Annotated in this window: 23 protein-coding genes; 17 read left to right on the top strand and 6 right to left on the bottom strand. The window is 70.3% G+C overall.

Annotated features, from left to right (window positions below; genetic code table 11):
* The 13 genes from recR to Pth03_RS03380 all read left to right on the top strand — a co-directional run bounded on the left by recR (window position 1) and on the right by Pth03_RS03380 (window position 12,213).
* Window positions 1–600: a recombination mediator RecR gene (gene recR / locus Pth03_RS03320; protein WP_203942591.1), complete on the top strand. Its 600-nt coding sequence runs from the start codon at window positions 1–3 to the stop codon at window positions 598–600.
* The gene (locus tag Pth03_RS03325; protein WP_203942592.1) at window positions 593–1,123 is read left to right on the top strand and encodes a DUF5063 domain-containing protein; all 531 of its coding nucleotides are present in this window, start codon (window positions 593–595) and stop codon (window positions 1,121–1,123) included. Before recR ends, Pth03_RS03325 begins: the two co-directional genes overlap by 8 nt.
* Before the next feature lie 90 nt (window positions 1,124–1,213).
* Window positions 1,214–2,488 (top strand): aspartate kinase, encoded by a 1,275-nt coding sequence (locus Pth03_RS03330; protein ID WP_203942593.1) that lies wholly within the window; start codon window positions 1,214–1,216, stop codon window positions 2,486–2,488.
* Complete coding sequence (locus tag Pth03_RS03335; protein WP_203942594.1) at window positions 2,485–3,555, top strand: aspartate-semialdehyde dehydrogenase; 1,071 nt, start codon at window positions 2,485–2,487, stop codon at window positions 3,553–3,555. The genes Pth03_RS03330 and Pth03_RS03335 overlap by 4 nt, the downstream gene beginning before the upstream one ends.
* A gap of 512 nt (window positions 3,556–4,067) precedes the next feature.
* Window positions 4,068–4,715 (top strand): TetR/AcrR family transcriptional regulator, encoded by a 648-nt coding sequence (locus Pth03_RS03340; protein ID WP_239118724.1) that lies wholly within the window; start codon window positions 4,068–4,070, stop codon window positions 4,713–4,715.
* Between the two features lie 57 nt (window positions 4,716–4,772).
* Entirely contained in the window at window positions 4,773–5,732 is a 960-nt protein-coding gene (locus Pth03_RS03345) for an LLM class F420-dependent oxidoreductase (RefSeq protein WP_203942596.1), read from the top strand.
* Window positions 5,733–5,856: 124 nt separating this feature from the next.
* Entirely contained in the window at window positions 5,857–6,222 is a 366-nt protein-coding gene (locus tag Pth03_RS03350) for a YkvA family protein (protein ID WP_203942597.1), read from the top strand.
* Between the two features lie 184 nt (window positions 6,223–6,406).
* Window positions 6,407–7,051 carry a DUF1684 domain-containing protein gene (locus Pth03_RS03355; protein WP_203942598.1) on the top strand — a complete coding sequence of 215 codons (645 nt, stop codon included), beginning with the start codon at window positions 6,407–6,409 and terminating at the stop codon, window positions 7,049–7,051.
* Between the two features lie 155 nt (window positions 7,052–7,206).
* Window positions 7,207–8,730 carry an ABC transporter substrate-binding protein gene (locus tag Pth03_RS03360; protein WP_203942599.1) on the top strand — a complete coding sequence of 508 codons (1,524 nt, stop codon included), beginning with the start codon at window positions 7,207–7,209 and terminating at the stop codon, window positions 8,728–8,730.
* A 69-nt stretch (window positions 8,731–8,799) separates the two neighbouring features.
* A complete protein-coding gene (locus tag Pth03_RS03365) occupies window positions 8,800–9,765 on the top strand; it encodes an ABC transporter permease (RefSeq protein WP_203942600.1) in 966 nt (321 codons plus the stop codon).
* A complete protein-coding gene (locus Pth03_RS03370; protein WP_203942601.1) occupies window positions 9,762–10,601 on the top strand; it encodes an ABC transporter permease in 840 nt (279 codons plus the stop codon). Before Pth03_RS03365 ends, Pth03_RS03370 begins: the two co-directional genes overlap by 4 nt.
* A complete protein-coding gene (locus Pth03_RS03375) occupies window positions 10,598–11,422 on the top strand; it encodes an ABC transporter ATP-binding protein (protein ID WP_203942602.1) in 825 nt (274 codons plus the stop codon). The genes Pth03_RS03370 and Pth03_RS03375 overlap by 4 nt, the downstream gene beginning before the upstream one ends.
* Window positions 11,419–12,213, top strand: a complete 795-nt coding sequence (locus Pth03_RS03380) for an ABC transporter ATP-binding protein (protein ID WP_239118725.1) — start codon at window positions 11,419–11,421, stop codon at window positions 12,211–12,213. The genes Pth03_RS03375 and Pth03_RS03380 overlap by 4 nt, the downstream gene beginning before the upstream one ends.
* Here Pth03_RS03380 and Pth03_RS03385 read toward each other — a convergent pair.
* The 3 genes from Pth03_RS03385 to Pth03_RS03395 all read right to left on the bottom strand — a co-directional run bounded on the left by Pth03_RS03385 (window position 12,210) and on the right by Pth03_RS03395 (window position 15,093).
* Window positions 12,210–13,406 carry an amidohydrolase family protein gene (locus Pth03_RS03385; RefSeq protein ID WP_203942603.1) on the bottom strand — a complete coding sequence of 399 codons (1,197 nt, stop codon included), beginning with the start codon at window positions 13,404–13,406 and terminating at the stop codon, window positions 12,210–12,212. The genes Pth03_RS03380 and Pth03_RS03385 overlap by 4 nt on opposite strands.
* Before the next feature lie 302 nt (window positions 13,407–13,708).
* Window positions 13,709–14,539 carry an SURF1 family cytochrome oxidase biogenesis protein gene (locus Pth03_RS03390; RefSeq protein WP_203942604.1) on the bottom strand — a complete coding sequence of 277 codons (831 nt, stop codon included), beginning with the start codon at window positions 14,537–14,539 and terminating at the stop codon, window positions 13,709–13,711.
* Between the two features lie 92 nt (window positions 14,540–14,631).
* Window positions 14,632–15,093, bottom strand: a complete 462-nt coding sequence (locus tag Pth03_RS03395) for a winged helix-turn-helix transcriptional regulator (RefSeq protein WP_203942605.1) — start codon at window positions 15,091–15,093, stop codon at window positions 14,632–14,634.
* 190 nt (window positions 15,094–15,283) lie between these two features.
* Here Pth03_RS03395 and Pth03_RS03400 point away from each other — a divergent pair, with 190 nt between their 5' ends.
* The 3 genes from Pth03_RS03400 to Pth03_RS03410 all read left to right on the top strand — a co-directional run bounded on the left by Pth03_RS03400 (window position 15,284) and on the right by Pth03_RS03410 (window position 18,489).
* The gene (locus Pth03_RS03400) at window positions 15,284–15,874 is read left to right on the top strand and encodes a TetR/AcrR family transcriptional regulator (RefSeq protein WP_203942606.1); all 591 of its coding nucleotides are present in this window, start codon (window positions 15,284–15,286) and stop codon (window positions 15,872–15,874) included.
* Window positions 15,875–15,997: 123 nt separating this feature from the next.
* Window positions 15,998–16,984, top strand: coding sequence for an NAD(P)-dependent oxidoreductase (locus Pth03_RS03405; RefSeq protein WP_203942607.1), 987 nt, complete (start codon window positions 15,998–16,000; stop codon window positions 16,982–16,984).
* A 23-nt stretch (window positions 16,985–17,007) separates the two neighbouring features.
* Window positions 17,008–18,489: a DUF7059 domain-containing protein gene (locus tag Pth03_RS03410; RefSeq protein WP_239118726.1), complete on the top strand. Its 1,482-nt coding sequence runs from the start codon at window positions 17,008–17,010 to the stop codon at window positions 18,487–18,489.
* 267 nt (window positions 18,490–18,756) lie between these two features.
* On the opposite strand, the gene Pth03_RS03415 is transcribed toward Pth03_RS03410, so the two are convergent.
* From Pth03_RS03415 to Pth03_RS03425, 3 genes are all read right to left on the bottom strand, one after another.
* The gene (locus tag Pth03_RS03415) at window positions 18,757–21,756 is read right to left on the bottom strand and encodes an AfsR/SARP family transcriptional regulator (RefSeq protein ID WP_203942608.1); all 3,000 of its coding nucleotides are present in this window, start codon (window positions 21,754–21,756) and stop codon (window positions 18,757–18,759) included.
* A gap of 276 nt (window positions 21,757–22,032) precedes the next feature.
* Window positions 22,033–22,677, bottom strand: a complete 645-nt coding sequence (locus tag Pth03_RS03420) for a GNAT family N-acetyltransferase (protein ID WP_203942609.1) — start codon at window positions 22,675–22,677, stop codon at window positions 22,033–22,035.
* Window positions 22,678–22,871: 194 nt separating this feature from the next.
* Window positions 22,872–24,146: a pyridoxal phosphate-dependent aminotransferase gene (locus Pth03_RS03425; protein WP_203942610.1), complete on the bottom strand. Its 1,275-nt coding sequence runs from the start codon at window positions 24,144–24,146 to the stop codon at window positions 22,872–22,874.
* A gap of 94 nt (window positions 24,147–24,240) precedes the next feature.
* Between Pth03_RS03425 and Pth03_RS03430 the strand changes: the two genes are divergently transcribed.
* Entirely contained in the window at window positions 24,241–25,206 is a 966-nt protein-coding gene (locus Pth03_RS03430; protein WP_203942611.1) for a LysR family transcriptional regulator, read from the top strand.
* Window positions 25,207–25,211: the final 5 nt, after the last annotated feature.

Here is a 25,211-nt window from a genome sequence, read left to right on the forward strand (position 1 = left end):
ATGTACGAAGGGGTCGTCCAGAATCTGATCGACGAGCTCGGGCTGCTGCCCGGCGTCGGTCCCAAGAGCGCGCAGCGCATCGCCTTCCACCTGCTCGCGGCCGAGCCCGCGGACGTGAAGCGGCTCGCGCACGCGCTGCTCGAGGTCAAGGAGAAGGTCCGCTTCTGCCGGATCTGCGGCAACGTGGCCGCGGAGGCCGAATGCAAGATCTGCCGTGACCAGCGGCGCGACCCGCATGTGATCTGCGTCGTCGAGGAGTCGAAAGACGTCGTGGCGATCGAGAAGACCCGCGAGTTCCGTGGCCGCTACCACGTGCTCGGCGGGGCGATCAGCCCGATCGACGGGGTGGGTCCCGACGACCTGAAGATCCGCGAGCTCATGGCCCGCCTGGCCGACGGCCAGGTGACCGAGCTGATCCTCGCGACCGACCCGAACCTCGAGGGTGAGGCGACGGCCACCTACCTGGCCAGGCTCGTCAAGCCGTTGGGGCTGAAAGTGACACGACTGGCCAGCGGTCTCCCGGTGGGCGGCGATCTCGAATACGCCGACGAGGTCACCTTGGGCCGCGCTTTCGAAGGACGGAGGCTGCTGGATGTCTGACGAGTGGAACACACTGGCCGAACGGATCGCCGGGCACGCCCAGAACTACATCGACGGCCTCACGCGGCTGGCGGGAGGCGAGGGCGGCGACGCCATCCTGCCCCTCCTGCTGATGGAGGTGGCGCAGGTGAGCGCCGCGGGCACCCAGCTCGGAGCGATGGAAGACGTGATCCTCAAGGGCAACGTCGAGCCTGCGCTGAGCGAAGACCCGGACATCGATCCCCTTCGTACGGCACTGGCCGCGCGCCTCGGTCCTGTGGACGACTACGCCGAGGTGTTCGACCCGTACAAGGACACGGCGGTCACACCGTACCGGCTGTCGGACGACCTGTCGGCGGTGGCGGCGGACCTGATCCACGGGCTGCGGCACTACTGGGCCGGGCGGCCGCTCGAGGCCGTGTGGTGGTGGCAGTACTCCTACTTCAACACGTGGGGGAACCACGCGGGCGCGGCGCTGCGCGCCCTGCACGCCCTGGTCGCGCACACCCGTCTTGACGTCGTGGAAGAGCACACGGTCGTCTGACCCGTCCCACATGCTGGTCTAATCCAGTTGGGCCTTTGAGCCCCCCAAGTACACTGTGAGCTCCACGTCCTGATTCGTTCGGAGATTCCTGTGGCGCTCGTTGTCCAGAAATATGGTGGTTCCTCCGTCGCCGACGCCGCTTGTATCAAACGGGTCGCCCAGCGAATCGTGGCGACGAAAAAGGCCGGCAACGATGTCGTGGTGATCGTGTCCGCGATGGGCGACACCACCGACGAGCTCCTCGAGCTGGCGCAGCAGGTGTCGCCGCTGCCTCCGGGCCGCGAGCTGGACATGCTGCTGACCTCGGGTGAGCGGATCTCGATGGCGCTGCTGGCGATGGCGATCGCCAACCTGGGCCAGGAGGCGCGCTCGTTCACCGGCTCGCAGGCCGGCGTGATCACCGACTCCACGCACGGCAAGGCCCGCATCATCGACGTCACCCCCGGCCGCATCAGGGGGGCGCTCGACGACGGGCAGATCGCCATCGTCGCCGGTTTCCAGGGCGTCTCCCAGGACACCAAGGACATCACGACGCTCGGCCGGGGCGGCTCCGACACCACCGCCGTCGCCCTCGCCGCCGCGCTCGGCGCCGACGTCTGCGAGATCTACACCGACGTGGACGGCATCTTCACCGCCGATCCGCGCATCGTCCGTACGGCCCGCCAGATCCCGCGCATCTCGTACGAGGAGACGCTGGAGATGGCCGCGTGCGGCGCCAGGATCCTCCACCTGCGCTGTGTCGAGTACGCGCGGCGGTTCAACCTGCCGATTCACGTCAGAAGCTCGTTCAGCACCCGGGAAGGCACGTGGGTCGTCTCCGACCCCAATATCGAAGGAACCGAGATGGAGCAGCCCATCATCTCCGGCGTCGCGCACGACCGGAGCGAGGCCAAGATCACTGTGGTCGGGGTGCCCGACAAGGTCGGAGAGGCCGCGGCCATCTTCAAGACGCTGGCCGACGCCGAGATCAACATCGACATGATCGTCCAGAACGTCTCGGCCGCCGCCACCGGGCGCACGGACATCTCCTTCACGCTGCCGACCAACGACAGCCAGACCGCGCTCACCGCGCTGAAGAAGATGCAGAGCGAGGTCGGGTTCGAAAAGCTGCTCTATGACGACCAGATCGGCAAGGTCTCCCTGATCGGCGCCGGCATGCGCTCGCACCCCGGCGTGACCGCCAAGTTCTTCGGCGCGCTGGCCGACGCGGGCGTGAACATCGAGATGATCTCGACCTCCGAGATCCGCATCTCGGTCGTCGTCGGCCAGAACGACGTGGACGCGGCCGTGACCTCCGCCCACCGGGCGTTCGACCTCGACTCCGACCAGGTCGAGGCCGTGGTGTACGGAGGTACCGGACGATGAGTCGCAAGCCCACGCTGGCCGTCGTCGGGGCGACCGGTGCCGTCGGCACCGTCATGCTCGACATCCTGACCAACCGGGCCGACCTGTCCGAGGCGTACGGAGAGATCCGCCTGATCGCCTCGCCGCGTTCGGCGGGCAAGGTGCTCCAGGTGCGCGGCGAGGACGTCGTCGTGCAGGCTCTGGCGCCCGAGGCGTTCGACGGGGTCGACATCGCGATGTTCGACGTGCCCGACGAGGTGTCCGCCGAATGGGCGCCCATGGCCGCCTCGCGCGGCGCGGTGGCCGTGGACAACTCCGGCGCGTTCCGCATGGACCCCGACGTGCCGCTCGTGGTGCCCGAGTGCAACCCCGAGAAGGCACTCGAGCGGCCCAAGGGGATCATCGCCAACCCCAACTGCACCACGCTCTCGATGATGGCCGCCATGGGCGCGCTGCACCGGGAATACGGCCTGCGCGAACTCGTGGTCGCCTCCTACCAGGCCGTCTCCGGCGCCGGGGTGATCGGGCCCGAGCGGCTCTACCAGGAGATCGAGGCCGTCGCCGGCGACCGGACGATGGGCACCGTGGCCGGGGACGTGCGCAAGGCCGTGCCCGACCTCGCCGGATCGCCGTTCCCGGCGCCGCTGGCGCTCAACGTCGTGCCGTGGGCGGGCTCGCTCAAGGACGACGGCTGGTCGTCGGAGGAGCTCAAGGTCCGCAACGAGTCGCGCAAGATCCTCGGCATTCCGGATCTGAAGGTGTCGGCGACCTGCGTCCGCGTTCCGGTCGTGACCACCCACTCCCTCGCGGTCCACGCGACGTTCGAGCGGGAGATCACGGTGGAGGGCGCCCGGGAGGTCCTGGACGCCGCGCCGACCGTCGTCGTGCTCGACGACCCGGCGAACGGCGTCTTCCCGACGCCGGCCGACGTTGTGGGCACCGACCCGACCTACGTCGGCCGGATTCGCCAGGCGCTCGATTTCCCGAACACGCTCGACCTGTTCGTGTGCGGCGACAACCTCCGCAAGGGGGCTGCCTTGAACACCGCCGAGATCGCCGCCCTGGTGGCCCAGGAATTCCTCACCTGACGCTTTGTGGTGATCATGCAGAAGTTCCGGGGAACCTTGAGCGTGATCATGCAGAAGTTCGGCGACATGCCGTCTGGCCTGCCCAAACCTTAGGCGTGATCATGCAGAACTTCGGGGATGCGGGCTCTGACCTGCGGTGACGTCCTTCGTGATCATGCAGTTCTTCGCGTACGGCACAGCCGAGCTGCGGCTCTGCCGTACGCGATCATGCAATGTCTCCGAGGCATCCAGCGATGCCGGGTGGGCCGCGTAACCGTCGAGTGCATGATCACGAGTTGGGTTTTTCCAGCTCACGGGCGTGATTCACGAACTTCTGCATGATCACGAATGGTGAAAGCCCTGCTCACTGCCGCTGATCTCGAACTTCTGCATGATCACGATTCGGGTTTGGGCAGGCCGAGCGCTTGTCTACGAACTTCTGCATGATCACGCCCAATCCACAGCTGATGATGGGGGTCAAGGCCAACGTGGGGCGGTGACCGGATATGGGCGAAAGCCGTACAGTGACGAACGTGGCCGAGAAGACACGCCAGTTGATCGTCGAGACGGCCCTCCGGTTGTTCAAGGAGCGCGGTTTCGAGGCGACGACCATGCGGGCTATCGCCGCGGAGGCCGGAGTATCGGTGGGGAACGCGTATTACTACTTCTCCTCCAAGGAACAGCTCATCCAGGCCTACTACGAACGGGCCCAGGCCGCTCACGAGGAGGCGTGCTGCGAGATCCTCGCCACGGAGCGGTCGCTGGCCGGGCGGCTGAAGGGCGTGCTCCGCGAATGGGTGCGGGTCTCGGAGCCCTACCACGAGTTCGCGGTCAAGTTCTTCAAGCACGCGGCCGAGCCCACCAACCCGCTGAGCCCCTTCAGCGCGGAGTCGACCCCCACGCGTGAATCGGCGATCGGCCTCTACCGGCAGGTCGTGGAAGGGTCGCGCGACCGGATCGACCCGGGGCTACGGGCGGAGTTGCCCGAGCTGCTGTGGTTGTTGTCGATGGGCGTTGTGCTGTTCTGGGTGCATGACACCTCGCCGGGGTGTGAGCGCACTTACCGCCTGATCGACCGTACGGTGTCACTCGTCGACAGGCTGGTGGGGCTTTCCTCCCTGCCGGGTGTCCGCGGCGTCGTCAAGGATTTCATCGAGGTGGTGCACGAGCTCCGTACGTGAACGGACGGACATACCGGCCGGTTGGTAAGGTCAGGAAAAGCCGACCGGAGGGTGCACATGGATCGCTGGGGCATGACGATTCCGTTCTTCGACCAGACGCTCAGCGGGTCGCGGGAGCTCATCGCGGCTCTGCCCGAGTTGGGCTACACGGACGCCTGGTCGGCCGAGGTGAGCGGCATGGACGGCTTCGTTCCCCTGGCCCTCGCCGCGCAGTGGGCCCCCGAGCTCCGCCTGGGCACGGCGATCGTCCCGGTGTCCACCCGGGGTCCCGGCCTGCTCGCCATGTCCGCGGCGACCCTGGCCGATCTCGCGCCGGGCCGGTTCGTGCTCGGCATCGGCGCGTCGTCCCCGGTGATCGTGGAGAACTGGAACTCCGGAGAGTTCGTCAAGCCGTACGCCCGCACCCGTGACACCCTGCGTTTCCTGCGGGCGGCGCTCGCCGGGGAGAAGGTCACGCAGGCGTACGAGACCTTCGAGGTGAAGGGCTTCCGATTGGAGAACGCCCCAGCCGTCCCGCCCAAGATCGTGCTGGCCGCGCTGCGCCCCGGCATGCTTCGCCTGGCCGCGCGGGAGGCCGACGGCGCGATCACCAACTGGGTCTCGCCCTCCGACGTACGGAAGGTCCGGGCCGAACTGGGGGAAGGGACCGAGCTGATCGCGCGCCTGTTCGTGATGGTCGGCGAAGACGCGGCCCGGGTGCGCGAGTCGGCCCGCCGGATGCTCGCCGCCTATCTCACCGTCCCCGTGTACGCGGCCTTCCACGACTGGCTGGGCAGGGGCGACGTACTGCGCCCGATGCAGGAGGCGTGGGCGGCCGGCGACCGGCGGGCCGCGGTGAAGGCGATTCCCGACGAGGTCGTCGACGACCTGATCGTGCACGGGGACGCCGCCACGTGCCGGGCCCGCATCAGGGAGTATGTGGCGAACGGTCTGGACACCCCTGTGCTCGCGCCGCTCGCCGGTGGTGACGTGCCCGTCGACCAGGCGGTGCGCGACCTCGCGCCCGTGCTCGGCTGACGTCGCCCACAGGCTCCGAGGTCTATCCACAGGCTGTGGAAAGTCAACCAGGCGGAACCGCACCGGAGCCCAGCGACGTTAACAAGATGGCAAAGGGGGCAGGTTGTCTCTCGGAGGTGGCGGCATGGCGAAGGCGGGACGTGCGGCGGCGACGTGGCGTGCTTACCGGGAGATCTCCCGGCCGGGATCGCCCGGTCTGATGAGCCGGGTGAGGGCGCTTCCCCGGATGGTCCGCCGCTCGCTCAGGGGTGACTATCCCGGGCTGTCCAAGGGCAAGCTGACCATGCTGGGGCTGGCCGTGGCCTACATCGTGTCCCCGGTCGACGCGATCCCCGAATTCCTGCCCGCCATCGGCGTCGTCGACGACTTCGGCGTCTTCCTCTGGCTGATGACGTCGCTGCTGGGCGAGAGCGGGCGGTACGTCCAGTGGGAGCGCGCCGGGCTCCCGCACGGCGGACATCACTACAAGGGGCACCCCCGTCGCCGGTAAAACCCCCCATATGTGTAGGGTATTCTCTATACCTCTCTAAAGGTGCATTTGTGACATCGGCGAGAGGTTTCCCCACCCCGGAACGAATAGAGCTGCCCACGCCATGCCCGCACTCGCCTCGACACGCACCATTGAATCCGCGCGTGCGAACTGGGACGCCTGGAGGGCCTCCCGGCTCGCGGCCGTGACATCGCCCACAGGCAACCTCGCGCTCGTGGAGACCCGCTGGTCGGCGCCGGACGCGAACCAGTCGCCGGAAGAGGCGCTCGCCGGGCAGCCTGACACCGTGACGGCCACCACGCTGGAGCGGCGGCACATCGGCACCGGCGACGTGGAACGCGGCATCCGTCTCTGGGATGCCGACTCCCCGGCGATCCGCCACTTCGAGACCATCGACGTCTTCCCGTTCGCCCCCGAATGGGTGATCGAGGCCACCTACACCCCGGTGCCCGGATCGCGGGCGGTGCCGTTCGAGCACATCCGCGACAACGGCGGCACGCGTGATCTCGTGGTCCCCGGCGACATCACCTTCACCCTGGACGGCGTCGCCTACAACCTGAGCGCCTTCGACGACGAGGGGACACTGCTGCTCGTCTTCGGCGACCCGACCAACGGCTCGGTGACGTACGGCGCCGGGCGTTTCCTCACGGTGCCGCACGAGCCCGGATCCGGCACGGTCGTCCTCGACTTCAACCAGGCCTTCGTGCCGCCGTGCGGCTTCTCCGTGCACTACAACTGTCCGCTGCCGCCGTTCCAGAACCGCTTCCCCGTTCCGGTCGAGGCCGGCGAGAAGCGACCCGTCTTCACCGGCGATTTCCAGCCGTACTGAGCACGCCGCGCCTGAAAAGGCCGCACCGAGCATTCGGCCGCAACACCCGGCTCTTCACCGGCGGCCGTATCGAATGACACACCAGCGCCCCCCGCAGTTCCCGCACCACCGCCATCGCATGCCCGGTGGCCCGACGGCCACCACCAGGAGAAACAGTGAACAGGAAGACGACGTCGCTCATCGGCGCAGCGGTGCTCGCGCTCGCTCTGGCCGCCTGCGGCGGCACGGGCTCATCGGGCTCGGCCGGCAGCACGCCGGCCGCCGGCGCTTTCAACAAGGACGCGACCATCCAGATCGGGTCGCTCTACGAGCCGCAGAACCTCGACAACACGGCGGGCGGAGGCCAGGGCGTCACCGAGGCGTTCAACGGCAACGTCTACGAGGGGCTGTTCAAGCTCACCGACGACGGCAAGGTCGAGAACCTCCTCGCCAAGGACTACAAGGTGAGCGCCGACGGCCTCACCTACACCCTCACCCTGCGCGACGGCGTGAAGTTCCACTCCGGCAAGCCGCTGACCTCGGCCGACGTGAAATACAGCATCGAGAAGGTCACCGCGCCCGATTCGCAGTCGGCGCGCAAGAGCAGCTTCGACATGATCAAGAAGATCGAGACTCCGGACGATCAAACGGTAGTCGTCACGCTGTCGAGCAAGTCGATCTCGTTCGTCTACAACCTGAGCTACATCTGGATCATCAATGACCAGGCCAAAAGCCTCACGACCTCGGAAGACGGCACGGGGCCGTACACGCTGGGCACGTGGAAGCGCGGCTCCACGCTGAGCCTTGAGCGCTTCGCGGGCTACTGGGGCACGCCTCCCACCAACAAGGAGGTCGTGTTCCACTACTTCACCGACGCGACCGCGCTCAACAACGCGCTGCTGACCAACGCCGTCGACGTCGTCACCAGCGAGCAGAGCCCCGACGCGCTGGCCCAGTTCGACGGCAACTCGAACTACAAGGTCAACAACGGGCACTCCACGACCAAGCTCCTGCTCGCCTTCAACGACAGGAAGGCGCCGTTCGACAAGCCGCTCGTCCGCAAGGCGGTCACCTCGGCGATCGACAACAAGAAGCTGCTCAACTCCATCTGGGGCGACTACGGCACGCTGATCGGCTCGATGGTGCCCCCGACCGACCCGTGGTACGAGGACCTCACCAAGGTCAACCCGTACGACCCGGCGCTGGCCAAGAAGGAGCTGACCGACGCGGGCTACGCCAACGGGTTCAGCTTCACCCTCGACACCCCGAACTACGACCCGCACCCCACGGCGGCGACGTTCATCAAGTCGGAGCTGGCCAAGGTCGGCATCACGGTGAACATCAACATCATCACCGCCGACCAGTGGTACACGAAGGTCTACAAGAACCACGACTTCGCCGCGACGATGCAGGAGCACGTCAACGACCGTGACGTCGTCTGGTACGGCGACCCGACGTTCTACTGGGGCTACGACAACCCGCAGGTCACCGACTGGGTGAAGCAGGCCGAGCAGTCGGACACCACCGACGAGCAGACGGCCCTGCTCAAGACGGTCAACGAGCAGATCGCCGCGGACGCCGCCAGCGACTGGCTGTACCTCTACCCGCAGATCGTCGTCGCCTCCTCGTCGCTGTCGGGCTACCCCCTCAACGGGCTCAACTCGCAGTTCTACGCCTACGGAATCAAGAAGACCGCCTGACGCCCCCGCCCCGGCCTGTACGGCAGGCCGGGGCGGCCCCGCAATGACTCCCGCATCGATCGGACCCCGATGACCGCCTACCTGCTGCGCCGGACGGCGTTCCTCGTCGTCTCGCTGCTCCTGGCCGCGGCCGTCCTGTTCCTGCTCCTGCGCCTGCTGCCCGGCGACCCCGCCAACTCGCTGCTGTCGGTCGGCGCCACCCCGGACCAGATCGCGGCCGCCCGCCACCAGATCGGGACCGACCGCCCGCTGGCCGCGCAGTTCGTCTCCTGGATCGGCCAGATGGCGACCTTCGACCTCGGCACGTCGTTCGTCAGCACGCTCCCGGTCGGCCCGGAGATCGCCTCGCGTCTGGCCGTCACGGTGCCGCTCACCCTGCTGTCGTTCGCGCTCGCCGTCGTCGTGGCGCTGCCCGTCGGGTTCGTCGCCGCGCACAAGGCGGACACCTGGTACGGCACGCTGCTGAGCGGCGTCTCTCAGCTCGGCATCGCGGTGCCGGTCTTCTGGGTCGGCATGCTCCTGATCACGGTGTTCTCGCTTTCGCTGCGGGTGCTGCCCGCGGGGGGCTTCCCACAGGACGACTGGGCCGATCCCGCGCAGGCGCTCACATCGCTCGTGCTGCCGGTCGTCACGATCGCGCTCGTCATGGCGGCGTCGCTCATCCGCTATGTGCGCTCGGCCACGCTGGACGTGCTCGGCAGCGACTACCTGCGCACATCACGCGCGCTCGGCTCGTCCTTCGCCCGCGCGATGTGGCGGCATGGCCTGCGCAACGCGATCGTGCCGGTCATCTCGATCCTGGGCATCGAACTGGCCACCACCTTCCTCGGCGCGGTCGTCGTCGAGAGCGTCTTCGCCCTGCCCGGGCTCGGCGGCATGCTCGTGAAGGGGCTCGCCCAGCACGACTACCCGGTCATCCAGGGCATCCTGTTCGTCAGCACGCTCGTCGTGCTGGTCATCGGCTTCGTCGCCGACCTCGCGCAACGCCTCATCGATCCGCGGCTGCGCCATTCGCTCGCCAGGGACGCCCGATGAGCGCCCAGGCTCGTACGGCCAGGCGCCGATCGCTTCCGCTCACCGCGGGCTGCGTGCTCGTCGGCCTGGTGGTCGCCGTCGCGGTCGTGTCGCTCTTCTGGGTGCCGTTCACCCCGGACGACACCTCGGGCGACCGGCTGATGCCACCCGGCCTGCCGCACCTGCTCGGCACCGACAAGCTGGGCCGCGACCTCCTCACACAGCTGATGATCGGCGCGCGGATCGCCCTTGCGGCGGGGGCGGGATCGGTCGTGCTGGGCGGGGTGATCGGTCTGGCCGCCGGTCTCGCCGCCGGGTTCGCCACCCGGTGGCTGGACGACGTCGTCTCGGCCCTGCTGGACATCCTCATCGCGTTTCCGACGCTGCTGCTGGCCATGCTCGTCGCCGCCACCCAGACGGCCTCGCTCACCTCGGCGATCGTTGCGATCGGGCTGGCCATGTCGGCGATCGTCGCCCGGCTCACCCGGGTGCTCGTCAAGCGCGTGCTCGCCCAGGACTACATCACGGCCTCGCGCACGTCGGGCACGTCGTGGCCCCGCGTCATCGCCGAGCATGTGCTGCCGAACATCTGGCCCACACTCACGGTCAATCTGGCGCTCCAGTTCGGCCTGGCCGTACTGGCGGAGGCGAGCCTGTCCTATCTCGGTCTGGGCGCGCCGCCGCCGAACGCGTCGTGGGGACGCATGCTCGCCGAGGCCCAGGCGAGCGTCTTCATCGCCCCGGTCGGCGTGATCGCCCCGGGCGTGCTCATCGTCCTGCTCGTCGTGGGCGTCAACCTGGTCGCGGACGGCCTGCGTGACGTCGCCGACCCGACCCGGAGGAGGCGGCGGCGATGAGCCTGCTGGAGGTCGCAGGACTGCACGTGCGCGCGGCCGGCGGCCGCGACCTGGTCAGCGACCTGTCGTTCACCGTCGAGGCGGGCGAGCGGTTCGGCCTGATCGGCGAGTCCGGCTCAGGAAAGTCGCTGACCGCGTTGGCGATCATGGGCTTGCTGCCGCCGGGGATGACCGCCTCCGGCAGCGTCGTGTTCGACGCGCCCGGCACGGACCGCACGGAGGTCGTCGGCGCCCCAGAGCGGCGGCTCACCCGGTTGCGGGGGCAGGTCACGAGCGTGGTCTTCCAGGAGCCGCTCACCGCGCTCGACCCGCTCATGCGGATCGGCCGCCAGGTCGCCGAGCCGTTGCGGCGCAGGCAGGGGCTGCGCGGCCGCGCCCTGGACAAGGCGGTGCTCGCCGCCCTCGAAGAGGTACGGCTGGCCGAGCCGCGCCGGATCGCCCGGGCCTACCCGCATGAGATCTCCGGCGGGCAGCGCCAGCGTGTGGCGATCGCCATGGCGCTCGCATGCAGGCCCGCCCTGCTGATCGCCGACGAGCCGACCACTGCGCTCGACGTGACCGTGCAGGCCGAGGTGCTCGCGCTGCTCGACGGCCTGGTCGCCGAGCGCTCCATGGCCCTGCTGTTCATCAGCCACGACCTCGCGGTCGTGGCCGGCCTCACCGACCACGTCCTCATTCTCAAGGACGGTGCCGCGGTCGAGTCGGGAAGCGCCCTCGACGTCGTGAACGACCCCCGGCATCCGTACGCGCGCGAGCTGGTGGACAGCGCCAGGGTGCTCGACGCGGCCCTGGACAGGTTGAAAGGGGGAGGAACGCCATGATCCCGCCGATCATCGAGGCGCGTGAGGCGGGCTTCGCCTACCGCCGCTCCGCCCCCGTGCTCGCGGACGTGTCCGTCGAGGTCACGCGGGGCAGGGGCGTGGCCCTGGTGGGCGAGTCGGGTGCGGGGAAGACCACGCTGCTGCGCCTGCTGCTCGGGCTGGCCGCCCCGACGAGCGGGAGCGTCCTGTTCGACGGCGCCCCGCTCGCCCTCGGCGACAAGCGGCTCATGCGCGGCTTCCGGAGCTCCGTGCAGACGGTCTTCCAGGATCCGTACTCGTCGCTCGACCCGCGCCAGAGCGTCGGCAGGATCGTCTCCGAGCCGCTCCGTTCGCTCGGCCTGACGGCCGGTGGGCCGCGCGCCACCCGGCGCGCCGAGGCCGCCGAGCGCGTCGCCGCGGCGTTGCGGGCCGTCGGTCTCCCCGAGGACGCCGCCGCCCGCTATCCCCACGAGTTCTCCGGCGGGCAGCGGCAGCGGGTCGCCATCGCCCGCGCGATCGTGTGCGAGCCGCGCGTGCTGCTGGCCGACGAGCCCGTCAGCGCCCTCGACGTGTCGACCCGGGTGCGCATCGTCGACCTGCTGGCCGAGCTGAGGGAGACCCGCGGCCTGACCGTCGTGATGGTCTCCCACGACCTCGCCGTCGTGGCCGCCCTGTGCCCACAGGTGGCCGTGCTGGAGCGGGGCCGCGTCGTGGAGCAGGGCGACACCGCCGACGTCCTGGGCTCGCCCCGCCACCCCTACACCCGCAGGCTGGTCCAGAGCGTGCCCAGGCTGCCCGCCAGGCCCGCCTAGAGCTCCTCCATCCGGAGCCAGGCCCGGGACGGCAGGGGATGCCCGAACAGGCGTGCGGCGTTGCCGTACGCCACCCTGGCGACGTCGGCGGGCGGCAGGATGCCGAGGTTCTTCGTCACCGACTGCTGAGTGTCCGGCCAGGTGGACTCGGCCCTCGGGTAGCCGCTCTCCAGCAGCACGTGCTCCATGCCCACCGCGAGCCTGACCCCGCCCAGCGCGCTGTCGTCGAGCGTGCCGAAGAAGAAGTTCCGCCGCAGCACCTCGCTGGGCTTGAGGCCGCCCTCCCAGGTGGTCTCGTTCGCCACCGGGTGGTCGAGCGCGTAGTCGGCTCGTTCGGAGAGCATCGGCAACCAGCCGACGCCGCCCTCCACGATCAGGATGCGCAGGGCGGGGAACCGCAGCGGAATGCCCGACCACAGCCAGTCGGCGCAGGCGAACATCGCGCTCGCCGGGATGAGCGTGGTGATCGCCTCGATCGGGGTGTCGGTGGAGGGCACGGGCGCCCACGACGACGATCCCGTGTGCAGGCAGACGACAGTGCCGGTCTCCTCGCAGGCGGCGAAGAACGGGTCCCAGTGACCGCTGTGGATCGACGGCAGTCGCAGCCGCGTCGGGAACTCAGGGAAGACGACGGCCTTGAAGCCCCGCGCGGCGTTGTCCCTGATCTCCTTGGCCGCGACCTCCGGGTCGGGCAGCCAGGGCAACTGCAGCGCGATCATCCGCTCGGGGTAGGTGCCGGCCCACACGTCCACGTGCCAGTCGTTCCACGCCCTCACCAGCGCCAGGCCGAGGTCCTGGTCGCGTGTCCTGGCGAAGGGCATGCCCGCCTGCCCGGCGAGCATTCCGGGGAAGCACAGGGCGGCCCAGATCCCACCGCGGTCCATGTCTTCGATCCGGGCCTCGATGTCGTAGCAGCCGGGCCGCATGTCCTCGAAGCGGACGGGGTCGAGCGTCCACTGCTCCTTGGGCAGGCCGGCGCCCACGTCGAGCCCCGCGCACGGATAGGTGGCCCCGCCGTACCGCCACACCTGGTGGCCGGCGTCGGTCTCGACGACCTTGGGGGCGAGGTCCTTGTATTTCTCCGGCAGGCGGTCGTCGAACAGGTCAGCCGGCTCGATCAGGTGATCATCGGCTGATATGACCACGTACTTCCGCTGCCTCGGCTCTGGGTCGGGATTGGAAGGCGTAGTCACGTTAGTAAACCGTAGAGGCTAGGGATAACACCGAACAAGCTGCAAGGTCTCCGGTTGGTATCCGTTCGTTCACCCGGCGGGGTCTTCACGTCGCGGTCAGGGGTTTCACCGTACGGCATGGGCCCGTCCGGGGTAGTCGATCACCAGGCCGTCGGAGACGCCGGCCTCCGCGTATTCGGCGCCGGCGTGTTTCATCCAGATCAGGGAGCGCATCGGGCCTCCGTAGCTCGGGGGGAAAGCCGGTCTGGACAACCCTACGGACTAGCGGTCGCTTCGGTGCGGCGGCCCGGCGATCTGGTGTCTCAGCCCTCCGCCTCCGTGGGCTGCCGAATCACCGCTTTTTGGGTGGAAACCGGCTCCCCGGAAGTTCCGGAGGTCCGCGCGGCGGCGGTTTGGAGGTCCTGAGCCTCGCGGCGGATGAGGAGGAACCAGCCGCCGACGGCCACGCCGATGAACAGCCACCACTGGACGGCGTAGGCCAGGTTGAGGCCGCCGCCGTCTCCCGTGTCGGGCGTGGGGACCGGGTCCGGCGCCGCTCCGGTCTGCGGCTGCTGCGCGGTCAGCTCGACGAATCCGCCGTACAGCGGGTAGGACAGCGTCTTCCCGATGTCGGTGGTGTTGATCAGCAGGATCTGGCCGGGGGGCAGGCCGCTGCGGTTTCTGATCCCCGTCGTGTCCTCGGTCTCTGCGGGCCTGAGCCGTCCGGTGACGGTCACCTCGCCCGTGGGGGCCGGCGGCACCTGGGGAGGGCTGTCGGCGGTCGCCCCGGCCGGCACCCAGCCGCGGTTGACCAGCACGGTCCCGCCGGAGGTCGTCAGGGGGGTGATCACGTAGAAGCCGACGACGCTGTTCTGCGTGCGCCGCCGCACCACGAGTTCGTGCGCCGGGTCGTAGCTGCCCTGAACGGTGACGGGGCGGAACTTCACCGCGTTCGGCACCGATCCGCCCACCTTGTCGAGCGTCGGCAGGGGGACGGGCGCGCTGTTGAGGTTGGCCGTGATCAGTGTCCTGGCGGCCGATTTCTCCTCGAATCGCCCCAACTGCCATCGGCCCAGGAAGACGAAGGCGGGGATGAGCGCGAGCACGAGCACGTGGAACCCGAGCCAGCGCGGCGTGAGGAGGAACCGGTACACGCAACCAGGGTAGGCAGCCGGGTGAGCGGTCCCGCCCTCAGGTCGTGTCCCAGCCGCCCGCGCCCCGGGTCGGGCGAGGAGTCACGGCCCGTTCAGGCGGGGGAGCGCAGGCCGGGGCCGGGGAGTGCGGTGGCCTCCCGGGGGCCGGCCACCTCGTGGCCGTCGGCGCAGTGGAGCCTCAGATCCACCGGGGCCCCGCAGCCGCGGTGGGTGATGACCACCGAGGGGCCCTCGGGATCGGCGACGTACCGGTCGCCCCAGTGCATCAGGGCGATCAGGATCGGATACAGATCCAGGCCCTTCTCCGTGAGACGGTATTCGTCGCGCTGCCGCTGCCCGGGCTCCTGATAGGGCGTCTTGCGCAGCAGGCCCTCCTCGACCAGCCGGGAGAGCCGGGCGCTCAGCACCTGGCGGGGGGCGCCGGTGCCCGCCTGGAGGTCGGCGAAGCGCCTGACACCGTTGAAGGCCTCACGCAGGACGAGCAGCGTCCACTTCTCGCCGAGGACGGCCAGCGATCGCTCGATCGAGCAGTTTTCCACCCGTGTGTGCAGCATGTCGCGCATCGTCCATCCACTGCCTTCCCGCATCTCAGTCTACGCATTAGACCCAGATGCGGCCCTGCGGCCCGAATCCCTTGCCGGATGGGGGTGCCTGCCACAATGACAGGGCCGCGCCGCCCGGGTCGAGGGTCAAAACGGACGGCACATTTGCAGAATAAGGTTCTGTTGGGTCACCATTGACCGTGTGAAGAGCCCGAAGAGCGGCCGCGACGGCCGCACAAGGATCATCGAGGGCGCCCTGCGCAGGTTCAGCCAGGATGGTGTCTCCGCCACGACGCTCGCCAGCCTCCGCGAGGAGAGCGGCGTCAGCGTGGGGAGTTTTTATCACCACTTCGCGAGCAAAGAGCATGTTTTCGGGGTGTTGTACTCCGAGACGTTGGAAATGTACCAGGCCGCCTTCGTCGGCGAGCTCACCCGCCACGCGGACGCCCAGAACGGGATCGAGGCCATCGTCGCGATGCACATGGCCTGGTGCGGCGAGCATCCCGAGCGAGCGCGACTCCTGATCAGCGAGCGGCCGCCCCGGCGTGAGGATCCGGGCGGTCCTGAGGTCCACGAGGCGCGGCGGGCGTTCTTCCGCCGGGTGTCCGACTGGTGGCGTCCCCACATGAAGAACGGCCTGCTGCGGCCCGTTGACGCGACGATGTGCTACGTCCTGTGGCTCGGGCCCGCCCAGGAGATGTGCCGCCTGTGGTTCGCGGGAGCCCACCAGCCGACAAAGGAGGAGATCCGCGGGCTCAGCGAGGCCGCGTGGAACAGCCTCAGGATGCCGTGATGCGACCCGAATGCGATCCACTCGGTCACCTGCGGAACTCCCGACGCGGAACCCGGTGAACGATCCCGGGACGGCGCCACCACCTCGAACGCTGCTGGTCCGTCACCCGATATCGTCGCGACTGTGGCACTAGGGCATGATCTCGGGCGGCCCAGGGCTCTTGTCCTGGCCGAGCTTCCCGCGCGCGCCCGCGCCAGGCTCGGCGACATCGTGGACATCGTGGACGACCCCGCGCTGGCCGGACGGCCCGGGCACGGCTTCCCCGCGGAGGTACTCGCCGATCTGGTCGTCGCGTCCGGGGCGACCGTGCTCGTAGTCGAGGGCGACGAGGTCACCGAGCCCGTGCTGGACCTGCCGCTGACCGCCGTCGCCTGCGTCGGGACCGCCGTCGGCGTCGACCTGCGCCTGGCCGAGCAGCGTGGGGTACCCGTGTTGTGGGCCCCGGAGCGGGACGCGGACGCGGTCGCCGAACTCACCGTCGGCCTTCTGTTCGCCGTCAGCAGGCACATCGCCGCCGCCGACCGGGAGATCAGGCGCGGCCAGGTCTTCCGAGGCGGGATCGCGCCCGGCCACCGGCACCGGGGCAGGCGGATGGCCGGCTGCACCTTCGGCATCGTCGGGCTCGGCCGGGTCGGCCGTGCCGTACGGTGGCGGGCCGAAGGCCTGGGGATGCGGGTGATCGCGGCCGACCCCTTCGTGCCTGAGGCGACCCACGAGCTGCGCGACCTGCTGCGCGAGGCCGACGTCGTGTCGCTGCACGTCCCCGTGACGGAGGAGACCAGGACCTTCATCGGGCCCACCGAATTCGGCCTGATGAAGAAGGGCGCCATCTACCTGAACACCTCGACGGCGGCCGTCAACGACCTGACCGCCCTGGTCGACTCGCTGCGCTGGGGGCATCTCGGAGGGGCGGGGCTCGACCACTTCGAGCGGGAGTGGCTGGAGCCAGGGCATCCGATCACCCGGCTGCGCAACGTCGTGCTGACCCCTCACCTCGGCGAGGCCACCGACGAGACCGAACTCGGCCAGGCAGAGCTGCTCGTCGACGACATCGCCCGCCTCCTCAGGGGCGAGGCCCCGAAGCATCCCCACTGGCCGGCGGTGGGCTGACCCTGCCGCGATAGATTCCTCCCGTGCCCTCCCCATCCGACCTGGTCCCGAGGCTTCGTGACGCGTTCACTGAGGCCGGTTACACGATCGACGGCGTGCGGGAGCGGCTGGGCGACGTCGCCGCGACCGCCATGGCACGCGAGGAGATCGTCCCGGCGTTGCGCGCCACACGTGACGCCGATCCGCTCGCCACGCTCATCCGCCTGTGGTGGCTCGGCGTGCCCGTCGCCGCGGCCGACGCCGCCGCGCTGCCGCTGGCCGAGCTCGCCGAGGCGGGCCTGGTCGTACGGCACGGCGACGCCGTACAGGCCGGAGTGCACCTGCAACCGTGGGACGCCTCCGCGTGGGGCCAGGCGGGCCCGGCGTGGGTCGTCTCCGACCGGAAGGTGCGGCCGGGTGATCCGGCGCTGCGGGCCGACCACGTGGTGGGCGCGGGCGGCGCGTCGGCCAACCTCGCCCAGCTGGGGGCGGGCGGCCCGGTCGGCAGGGCGCTCGACCTCGGCACGGGGTGCGGTGTGCAGGTGCTGCACCTCGCCGGGCGCGCCGAGGAGGTCGTGGCGACCGACGTGAATCCGAGGGCGCTGGAGCTGGCCTGGCTGAGCTGGCGGTTGTCCGGAGTCGAGGGGGTCGAGGCCCGGGAGGGCTCGATGTACGACCCCGTGGACGGCGAGCGGTTCGACCTCGTCGTGTCCAACCCGCCTTTCGTGATCTCGCCGGCCGGCCGGTTCACCTACCGCGAGTCGGGCTTCCACGGTGACGACTTCTGCCGCGACCTCGTGCTGCGCACGCCCCGCCACCTCGCGCAGGACGGCCACGGCCGCTTCCTGGCCAACTGGCTGCACGTCAAGGGCGAGGACTGGCGCGACCGCGTGGGCGGCTGGCTGGCCGAGACCGGCTGCGACGGCTGGGCCGCACAGCGCGACGTGCAGGATCCCGCCGAATACGTGGAGTTGTGGCTGCGCGACGCGGCCGAGCAGGGCACGGCGGCCTACCGGGAGCGGTACGACGAGTGGCTGGCCTGGTTCGACGCGATGGACGTCACCGGCGTCGGCTTCGGCTGGATCGCCCTGCACAACGCGGGCTCGATGGATCCGGTCGTGCGCGTGGAGGAGTTGTCCCACCAGGTGGAGCTGCCCGTGGGCGGCTATGTCGGCGACGTCATCGAGCAGATCAGGACCGGTCACCGGATCTCGGACGAGGACCTGCTCGACGCCTTCCTCACCGTGGCCGACGGGGTGGTCGAGGAGCGCACGGGCCCGCCCGGGGCCGACGACCCCTCGCGGATCGTGTTGCGGCAGACCCGGGGGCTTCGCCGTACGGCGGCGGTCGGGACGGTGGAGGCCGCCCTCGCGGGTGCGGCCGACGGAGATCTGCCCGCACGGCCGCTGCTCGCCGCCATCGCGGAACTCATCGGCGCGGACGCCGGGGAGCTGATCGGCCGGGCGCCCGCCACGTTGCGCCCGCTGGTCGCCGAGGGCTTCCTCAGGGTTGCAAACGAGCGTTGATCGGACGTTGACCACCGGGCACGAGTCTGATTTCGGGCGCGGATCCGGGGGGGTTCGGGATCCGCGCCAAGTCCGGCCGGTCGTCATGCGAGGCGGCTGGCCGTCACCGGGCGCGCTGGAGACAACCGGGCCTGCGCCCGCCGGGTGACGGCGATGACCGGCCGGGCGCAACCCCCCGTCAGCGCGGGATCGAGCCTCCCGCAGACCACCGGAAGCGAGAGCCCACTGGTGATCAACCACATCCGGATGACGCGGCTGGACGACGACCTACTTCTCGACCTGGTCGAGTTCCCCGGCCTCACGCAGGAGGATCCGGACGTCCTCCGCCTCCGGAGAGCCGAGCCTGGTGAAGATGTCGAGGGCCTTGGTTAGGGCGTCCCTGCCGCGCGCCTCCTCGCCCACGCCGCGAAGGGCCTTCCCGAGCGCGGTGAGCGACTGCGCCTCGCCGTACGGGTGGGTGATCTCACGGCTGACGGTCAGGGCCTGCTCGGCGTGGCGGGACGCCTCGGCGTAACGGCCTGCGGCGATGAACGTCGCCGCGAGCCGGTAGCACACCCGCTGCTCCCACACCCGCTGCCGGCTGGCGCGGAAGAAGGACAGGCACTCGGCGTGGTGGACGACGGCCTCGTTGAGCCGTCCGACGAAGGACAACACGATGCCCAGGTGGTAGCGCGCCCGGGCCATGCCGGCGCCGCTGCCGATCTCGGAGAACACGGCGAGCCCGCGTTCGGAGGCCGCGATGGCGGCTTCGGGGTTGCCGAGGCCGAGATGGTCGCGGGCCGAATAGCTCAGAGCCAGGGCCTCGCCCGCCGGGTTGCCGACCGCGCGGAAGACGGTGGTGGCCCGTTCGTACCATTCGAGGGCTTCGACGTGGCGGCGTTGCCGTCCGGACACGACGGCAAGGGCGTTGCACGTCTCCCCGAGCACGATGTGGTCGGCGGTCCGCTCGGCGAGCCCGCGCGCCAGGAGGAAGTGCCTTTCGGCCTCGTCGAGCCGGTTGGCCCCGAACAGCACGCGGCCGAGGACGTAGGAGCAGCGCATCTCGCTGCGCGGATCGCCCACGCGCTGCGCGGCGCTCAGGATCGCCGTGCCCCGCTGCTCGAACTCGCGCTGGTTGGCGCCCGACTCGAGCAGCGGCTCCATCGCGAGCAGCAGGTCGGCGGCGGGCTGGAGGTCCTGGGGCGTCCGGGCGGCTTCGGCGGCCTGGCCGAGCGCGGCGAACAGGTCGTCCGCCTCGGCAGCCAGCCAGGCCACGGACCCGTCGGCCGTCGCGAAGGTGTGGCCACGCGACCCGATGACGGCCAGGCTGTCGGCGATCGTGCTGCCCTCGTAGGCCAGCCGGTGCGCCTCCCTGGCCGAGCCGAGATAGAACCCGAGGAGGCGGCGCAGGGCCTGCGCCCGCTCACGCGGGTCGTCGGTCTCCTCGGCCTTGCGGCGGGCGAAGAGCTTGAGGAGGTCGTGGAAGCGGTAGCGGCCGGGTGCGGGCGCCTCGAGCAGGCTGGCGTCGACGAGAGATTCCAGCAGGTCCTCGGCCTCCAGCGGGCTGAGGTCGAGCACGGCCGCGGCGGCGTGCGCGGAGATGTCGGAACCGCTCGGCAGGGCGAGCAGGCGGAACGCGCGGGCCTGCCGCTCGTCGAGCTGGCCGTACCCCAGTGCGAAGGTGGCCGAGACGGCGAGGTTGCCGATCTTCATCTCGTCGAGGCGGCGGCGCTCGTCGGCCAGGCGGGGGACCAGCGACGCCACCGTCCAGGAGGGGCGTGCGGCGAGCCGCGCCGCCACGATGCGCACCGCCAGCGGCAGGAAACCGCAGGCGGCGACCACGTCCATGGCGGCGGCGCGCTCGGCGGCCACCCGCTCGGGCCCTGCCACGGCCGACAGCAGCGACAACGACTCGTCCGGCTCCATCACGTCGAGGTCGATCAGCCGGGCGGCGGGCAGGTCGGCCAGCTTGCCACGGCTCGTGATGATCGCCGCGCAGCCGGCGGACCCGGGAAGCAGATGCTCCACCTGGTCGGCGTCGCGGGCGTTGTCGAGCAACACCAGCATGCGCCGATCGGCCAGCAGAGACCGGAACAACGCCGAACGTTCGGCCAGGCCGTCGGGGATGACGTCGACGGGGATGCCGAGCGCGCGCAGGAAGGCGGCGAGCGCGGTCTCGGGCGGCGTCGGCTCGTTGCCGTATCCGCGCAGGTCGGCGTAGAGCTGCCCGTCGGGGAACAGGTCTTCGGCGAGGTGGGCCACGTGGACGGCGAGCGTGGTCTTCCCCACGCCGCCGATGCCCGACATCGCGGCGACAGGCACGCCGTCTCCGTCGGCGAGCAGCGTCAGCAGGCGGCTGACGAGGGCCTTGCGGCCGGTGAAGTCGGTGACGGCGGCGGGCAGCTGCGCCGGTTTGGGCATCTCCACGACCGGCTCGGCCTCGGGCACCACGTCGATCGGCTCGATCACGGCCGGCCGTACGGGCTCGGGGGGCCTGGCGGGGGCGAGCGAGGGGTCGGCGGCGAGGATGCGGCGGTGGAGGTCGGTCAGATCCGCGCCCGGCTCGATGCCGAGTTCCTCGATCAGGGCGCCCCGGGTGTCGGTGAAGACCGACAGCGCGTCCGCCTGCCTGCCGCAGCGGTAGTAGGCCAGCATCAGCTGCGCGCGCAGGCGCTCGCGCAGCGGGTGTTGCGCGGTGAGCGCGATCAGCTCCGACACCACGTCGGCGTGGCGCCCCAGCTCCAGGTCGAGCTCCATCAGGCTCTCGACGGTGCCGATCCTGCGCTCGATGAGCCGGTCGCGCTGCTGCTCCGCGTACGGTCCGACCGCCCCGGCCAGCGGCTCGCCCGACCACAACGCGAGCGCGCCGCGCAGCAGTTCGGCCGCGCGGAAGACGTCGCCGGAGCGGCGGGCGGCCTCCGCCGCGGCGGTCTCCTGCTGGAAGACGCCGAGGTCGAGCCGCACCGGGTCGAGGCGCAGGGCATAGCCGCGGCCGACGGAGGTGAGCAGCTCGGGGCGGGTGCGGGGAGACCTGTCGGGCTCCAGGGCGGTGCGCAGGCGGGAGACGTAGGTGCGCAGCGCGCCGAGGGCGCGGGGTGGGGCGTCCTCGCCCCAGACGGCGTCGATCATCTCGGCCGGAGTGGCCGCGCGTCCCTCGCGGAGAAGCAGCATCGCGATGATGGAGCGTTGCAACGGCGTGCCCAGGTCGAGCTCGTCACCGTCGCGCCAGGCCAGGACGGGCCCGAGCACGGCGAAGCGAAGGCCGCTCGCGGTCGCGTCCCCTGGCATGTGCCCCGTCTCCTAATGGCCGGTTTTCGACCAAATGATAGATCCCCGATTGCACGGCCAATAGTGAGCAGGGCTCTCGTTAACCGAAGCGTTTATTCGTCTTTGACTGGGTGTTGAGCGCCGAGGGTGATTCTGGAATCACGAGGCGTGGCCCCTGCGGGGGCGGCCACGTTCTCGGAAAGCCGGGCAGAGGGGTTCCCGGACACAGAAAGACCCCGCGTCTTCGGCGCGGCCTGCCTCCTCAGTGCAGAGCCGCGCCGTGTCGCAGGGTCGGTGTCAGGCCGCCGTCGCGAGGCTGAGCCTCGCGAGGAGACGTTCTCGCAAGGTGGGCCATTCAGAGCCCAGGATGGAGTAGTACGCCGTATCTCGGACCGTGTCGTCGGCGCCTCGGCTGTCCGCCCGTCGCACACCCTCGAGGTGTGCGCCGAGGGCCTCGATGGCGGCCCGGGATCTCGTGTTGCGTACGTCTGCCTTGAGGGTGATCCGGTGAACCTGCCACGTCTCGAAGGCGTGGGTGAGCATCAGGAGCTTGCTCTCCCGGTTGACGCCGGTTCCCTGGGCTGAAGCAGCCAGCCAGGTGTAACCGATGTCCGCCACGGACGGGACCTCGCCGACCAACCCCTTGGCCCCCGGAGGCCAGGGCATGGGGCCCTGCCAATACTCCAGGTTCATCAGGCGGGTGGCACCGACCACGCGGTCGGTGTGCAGCCACCGGATGGCGAAGGGCATCGTGCGGCCCTCCGCCTGCTCAGCCAGAGCGGCCTCCACATAGGAGACCATCTCGTCCCGGCCTGCCGGAACGCGGGTGAAGGCATACGTGGAGCGGTCTTCACCAGCAGCGGTGACGAGGTCGTCGACCACCGCCAGGCTGAGCGGTTCCAGGCGCACGAAGCGCCCGGACAGGGTGACAAAAGCGGGCATGAGCACATGATGGGGTCTGCCGCACACGGCTGGTGCTAAATGACACGAGACATCTTGTCGAGCCTCAGGTTAAGCAGCGGGGCCGACGGCAAAACCGCAGGTCAGACGGGTGGACGACAGATGATCTCCGCGTGGCCGCAGGTAAAGATTTGGGCAAAGATCACAGGTGGCGCGCGGGGGTGGTGAGCGGTCCGTCAGATCGGGGTCGCAGCGACCGTCTCCTCGTGCCGGCGAACCTCCGTTTCCGCCCCTTCACCTGGGCGAAGAGCCGCCAAAGCGGCCTCCAGATGGTTGAGCGACGCGGCGATCCACGGCAGCCGCACGGGGTCGTCCGCGTGAAGCGCCGCGAGGCGCTGCTCGGCCGACTCTCCGTACAGGAGACTGGTGGCCACCCGGACCCGGGGGATGTGCGCGCGGTCGCCGAAAGCGGTTCCGGGCAACACGGCCACGCCGTGGTTCTCGATCAGCTCGGAGGCCAGCTCGGTCGACGACCCGAATGCTGAAATTTCGGGGTAAAGGTAGAAGCCGCCTTGGGGCGCGTGCACGCGCGCGCCCGCCCGCACGAACCGGTCGGCCACCGCGCGGGCGACGATGCCGTGCAGCCTGCGGCTGTCGGCCACGCGCCGTACGAGCTCGGCCGGCTCATTGAAGGCGTACGCCGCCGCGTGTTGCACCGGGGCGGCGGGGCTCGACCAGATCTCGCTGGCCAGGGCGAGCAACCGGTCGCGCAGGGCGGGCTCGGCCAGGCGTGCCGCCCCCGTCCGCCAGCCGCCGAGGGCGAGGCTCTTGCTCAGCCCCGTCGTGATCACGGTGCGCTCGGGGGCGAACTCGGCAGGGCTGGCATACGCGGCGGCCGGGTCGTGCACCAGGTCGCGGTAGATCTCGTCGGAGATGACCGTGAGGTCCAGCTCGCGCGCCACCTCGGCGACGCGCCGCACCGTCTCGGGCCGCGCGAGCCTGCCCGTGGGGTTGTCGGGCAGGGTGACCAGGACCGACCTGACCGTACGGCCACGCGCCCTGGCGAGGGTGACGGCCCGGGCGAGCAGGCGGGGGTCGGGAACTCCGCCCTCCCCGGGAGGCGGGGGGATCATGATGGGCCGCACGCCGACGATCTCGGCCTGGGCCGCATAGCTCACCCAGCTCGGCATGGGCAGCACGATGTCGCCGCCGAGGGCGAGCAGCAGACCGAAGAGCAACGCCTTGCTGCCGGGGCCGCAGACCACGAGGTCGGGGTCGGTGGGCAGGCCGCGCCGCGCCCAGTAGCCGGCGGCCGCCTCGCGGAGCGCCGCCGAACCCGCCACCTGCCCGTAGCCGTTCACGCCGCTCGCCTCGGAGAGCCGGCTCCGCAGCGCCGGATGCACGGGGAGTCCGGCCTCGCCGAAGGCCAGGTTGAGGATGTGGTGCCCGGCACGGCGCCTTCGGACGATGTCCTCGTTCGCCGCCAATGTCGCGGACAGGATGACACTCACGATGCCTCCAGAATCGGCGGAACGTTCCCAGCCTCTCGGGGGTATGGGCATCAGCACAAGCGAGGCTTTCAGGTGCTGGGAGTAAGGAACACTGATGCTCGATCTGCGGAGGCTGGTCCTGATCTGCGAGTTCGCCAGGAGGGGGAGCATCGCGGCGGCCGCCTCCTCACTGGGCTACAGCGCGTCGGCGGTGTCACAGCAGCTGGCCGCGCTGGAGCGGGAGGCGGGGACGGCGCTGCTCGACCGCACGTCCCGGAGCGCCGAGCTCACCGACGCCGGATGGCGGCTGGTCGACCATGCCCAGCGCATTCTGGCGATGGTGGAGACGGCCGAGTCGGACCTGTCTGCTCACGCGGCCACGCCGTCCGGCCGTGTGGTGGTGACCGCGTTCCCTACGGCGGCGGTGGCCTTCGCCCCCGCGCTCGCCCGGTCGCTCCGGCGGCACCGCGAGTTGTCCCTGCGGTTGCGGCAGAGCAGATCGGGGCGCGGCATGCGCGAGGTCGAGTCAGGCGAGGTCGACATCGCGCTGATCGACGACTGGTGGGGGAGGGTGCGCCGCGGCACCTCGGTGCGCGCCTTCCCACTGCTCGTCGATCCGCTGGTGCTGGTGGTGCCCCGGCGGCACGCCATGGCCGACCCCTCCGTGCCGGTCGACCTGCTCGCCCTGCGCGAGGAGCCGTGGATGGCCACCCCGGACGGCGAGCCGTCCCGCACCGCCGTCGACCGCCTGATGATGGGAGTGGGCGGGGCGCCACCCGTGGCCTGGGAGTTCGAGGGGCTCGGCACGATCCTCAGCCTCGTGGCCCGGGGCATCGGGATCGCCGCCGTGCCGGCGCTCGCCCTGGCCGCCGGAGTCAGGGGCGTCGTCGTCAGGGACCTGCCCGGTGAGCCCGTCGCCCGGCACGTCTACGCGGTCGCACGGGAGTCGAGCGTGCAGCGTCCCTCCGTCGCCGCGACCCTGCGCGCGATCCACGTGGCCGCGCGGTTCCTCGTCGCCGACCTCGGGCATCTGCGGGGTTTCCGCGACGAGGATGAGATCGGGCAGTCCTGGGTTCCGTGACCGGC

The sequence above is a fragment of the Planotetraspora thailandica genome (assembly GCF_016863335.1).
Lineage (GTDB): Bacteria > Actinomycetota > Actinomycetes > Streptosporangiales > Streptosporangiaceae > Planotetraspora > Planotetraspora thailandica.